This is a genomic window from Flavobacteriales bacterium (assembly GCA_013214975.1).
Classification (GTDB): domain Bacteria; phylum Bacteroidota; class Bacteroidia; order DT-38; family DT-38; genus DT-38.
Genome location: JABSPR010000432.1, coordinates 1 through 2,562, shown reverse-complemented (window position 1 = coordinate 2,562; position 2,562 = coordinate 1). Strand labels below are relative to the sequence as shown.

General features: G+C 32.7%; 3 protein-coding genes. All 3 read right to left on the bottom strand.

Features of this window, described 5'->3' with window-relative positions; genetic code table 11:
- Nucleotides 1-172: 172 nt before the first annotated feature.
- Nucleotides 173-1,081: a site-specific integrase gene (locus tag HRT72_13445; GenBank protein ID NQY68713.1), complete on the bottom strand. Its 909-nt coding sequence runs from the start codon at nt 1,079-1,081 to the stop codon at nt 173-175.
- Between the two features lie 4 nt (nt 1,082-1,085).
- The gene (locus tag HRT72_13440; protein ID NQY68712.1) at nt 1,086-2,042 is read right to left on the bottom strand and encodes a tyrosine-type recombinase/integrase; all 957 of its coding nucleotides are present in this window, start codon (nt 2,040-2,042) and stop codon (nt 1,086-1,088) included.
- 5 nt (nt 2,043-2,047) lie between these two features.
- Nucleotides 2,048-2,562: hypothetical protein (locus HRT72_13435; protein NQY68711.1), on the bottom strand; the 515-nt coding region annotated here is incomplete at its 5' end.

The window sequence follows — 2,562 nt, the reverse complement described above, 5'->3', positions numbered from 1 at the left end:
TGATTGTTCATTTTTAATGACAATATGTAAAGCAATATGCTAAAATTGGGCTGCCCTAAAAAATGTGTTGTGATAAAGCTTTTGTGTGATGGATGGGGAACAAAATAAAAGCTTGTGCAAGTTTTGAGCTTTTCGCGAGGAACGAAGCTTTTATTTTGTGAGGATTTATGTGTTATCCTAATGGATGAAATTGGTTGACTTCTTCTTGTAATCCTTCTGTTTCGTTAACTAAAAAGCTTTCTGTTGAACTGATAAAACGGTGACCAGCTTTGTATTGTGTTTCTCTTAAATTGTATTGTTTCAACCATTTTACAATTACACTTGTTCTGAGTTGTTGGGCATTTTTAATATTACTGTTTTGCCTTTTCAACTCTCGCATTAAAGCACTAATGTAATTGCTTTGGTCTTTTCCTCCTTTTGGACTAATGAAGAGCTGTTCTGTTTCTTGTTTGCTTAGTTTTAGTATTTCTGGTCTCCCTTGTAAAATGTAGTTGTAAATATCTAATACTTGTTGGGATTCTAATTGTAAGATTCTTGTATTGCTTCTTTTTGTTCCTGGTATTTCTATTTGTCCTTCTCGTAATTTAATATGTTCTATTTCTAATTTGCTTAGTTCTGAAGATTGGATTCCTTGATAAACAAACAGTCCTAACATTACTTTATTTCGTTGTTCTATGAGCAAATGTATTTTAGGGTTTCTGCCTTGATTGCGTGGTATGGTTTCGGGATTGTAGTTGTTGTAAATTTGATTGAGTTCTATTGCTGTAAAAGTGTGATAGAGTTTCTTCCGTTTTATTCCTTGGATTTTGATGTTGGTTACTGGATTGCTTTTTATTGTTCCTGTGCTTACTTTAAAGGCATAAAATAGCTTGATTGCATTGAAATATCTTTCTATGGTTATTTGCTGCATTTCTTTGTGTTGGCAATATTTGATGTAAACTAGTAAATCTCTATTGCTTACATTTTCTGCTTCTATGTTTTGTTGGTCTAGCCAAGTAATAAAGTTCAACACCATAATTTCATTGCTCTTTATCGTGCTTTTAGCGTATTGATTTTGTTTTAAGTATTCGTTGTATGTCATCTTTTTAATTGCTTTCTGGTGCTACCAGATGTGTGTAGATTTGGGTGGATTCTAAAGAACTGTGTCCTAAAAATCTGCTGATACTTTCTAATGGCATTCCTGCTTGTAATAAATGTGTTGCAATTGAATGTCTGAGTGTGTGTAGTCCGACTTCTTTGTTTTGGAGATTTGTATTTTCTGTGAGTTCTTGTAGTATTTTCAGTCTTAGTAATAATGTTTGTCCTCCTAGTTTTGTTCCTCTTTCACTAATAAATAGCGTATCTGTTTTTCTATTATTATTTATCCATTGTGGTCTGTAATCGTAAATCCATTCTTGTAAGTGTTTTAAGGATTGTTTACTGATGGGAACTAATCTTTCTTTGTAGCGTTTTCCTTTTCTAATATGGAGTACAGCTCTGTCAAAATTTATATCTCCAATTGTTAAACTGACGGTTTCCGTCCTTCTTGCTCCACAGCCGTAGCAAATAGCAAGCATTGCTCTATCTCTTGCTTTTAGGATTGCTATAAATTCTTCTGATGTTCGGCTATTTCTTGGATATTCTTTTTGGGTGGATTTAAAGAGTTCTTGTATTTCTGCTTGGCTTAAATGTTCTGGTTTATCGTCTTCTAACTTTTCGTTTTTTAATGTGATTTCTGGTAAATCTATTCTTCCTACTTGTCTGAGGTATTCGCAAAATTTTCTAATTGCTTGGATATGCTTGTTTAAATGACTGCTTGATAATGCTCCACCTTTTATATTATTACTTCTTATGCTTAATTGTTTGTAGTAATCGTTAATGTGGTAAGTCTCTAATTGATTGATGTTTTTGAGTTCTTGTTCCTCCAGATAAACTAATAATTCTCTTACGTGTATTGGTAATCCATAAACTGTTGTTGGTGCATATCCCAAAATATCTAACCACTCACTAAAGCTTTGTTCTAAGTATCTGAAGTTGGGATTGGATAAGGGGAGTTTTTTCATTCCTGTTATACTTCATGTGAACTTTTGAACTTCTTAGTATTTCTCTTGATATTATTGGGATTAAGTGGTTCATTTAGCTGTTGAACTTCTTCTGAACTTTGAACTTCTTTTAATACTTTATCTAACACATTATTAATCCCTTCTTGTAGTTGCTCATATTCTTCTGTACTTGTTACTTCATAAGTAAAACCTGCTTTTTTATTCCCTTTATTTTTCTTGATTAATCCGACTTGTTGCAATTCTATCATGTATCGCTTTTGATTGCTATGATTCATTCGCAATACTTTTCTAATGGTTGCATTATCAAAGCCGGTGTCCGGCTGACTATCATTTGCTTTGTCTCTTTCTGATAGGTATTCCTTTAATTGCTCAAAGTATTTTCTACAAGCTCCGCTTAGTTCATCACTTTTACTTAACAAGATTTCTTTGAGTAAACTATTTGCTATTGTTATGTCTTCAATTGTTGTTTCAATGAATACCTCTCCATTTTCATCTACTTTTTCTTCTCGTTGCAACTGAT

Excerpts from the sequence above, each read along its gene's own strand:
- HRT72_13440 (NQY68712.1), bottom strand. The coding sequence starts at position 2,042 with ATGAAAAAACTCCCCTTATCCAATCCCAACTTCAGATACTTAGAACAA.
- HRT72_13445 (NQY68713.1), bottom strand. The coding sequence starts at position 1,081 with ATGACATACAACGAATACTTAAAACAAAATCAATACGCTAAAAGCACG.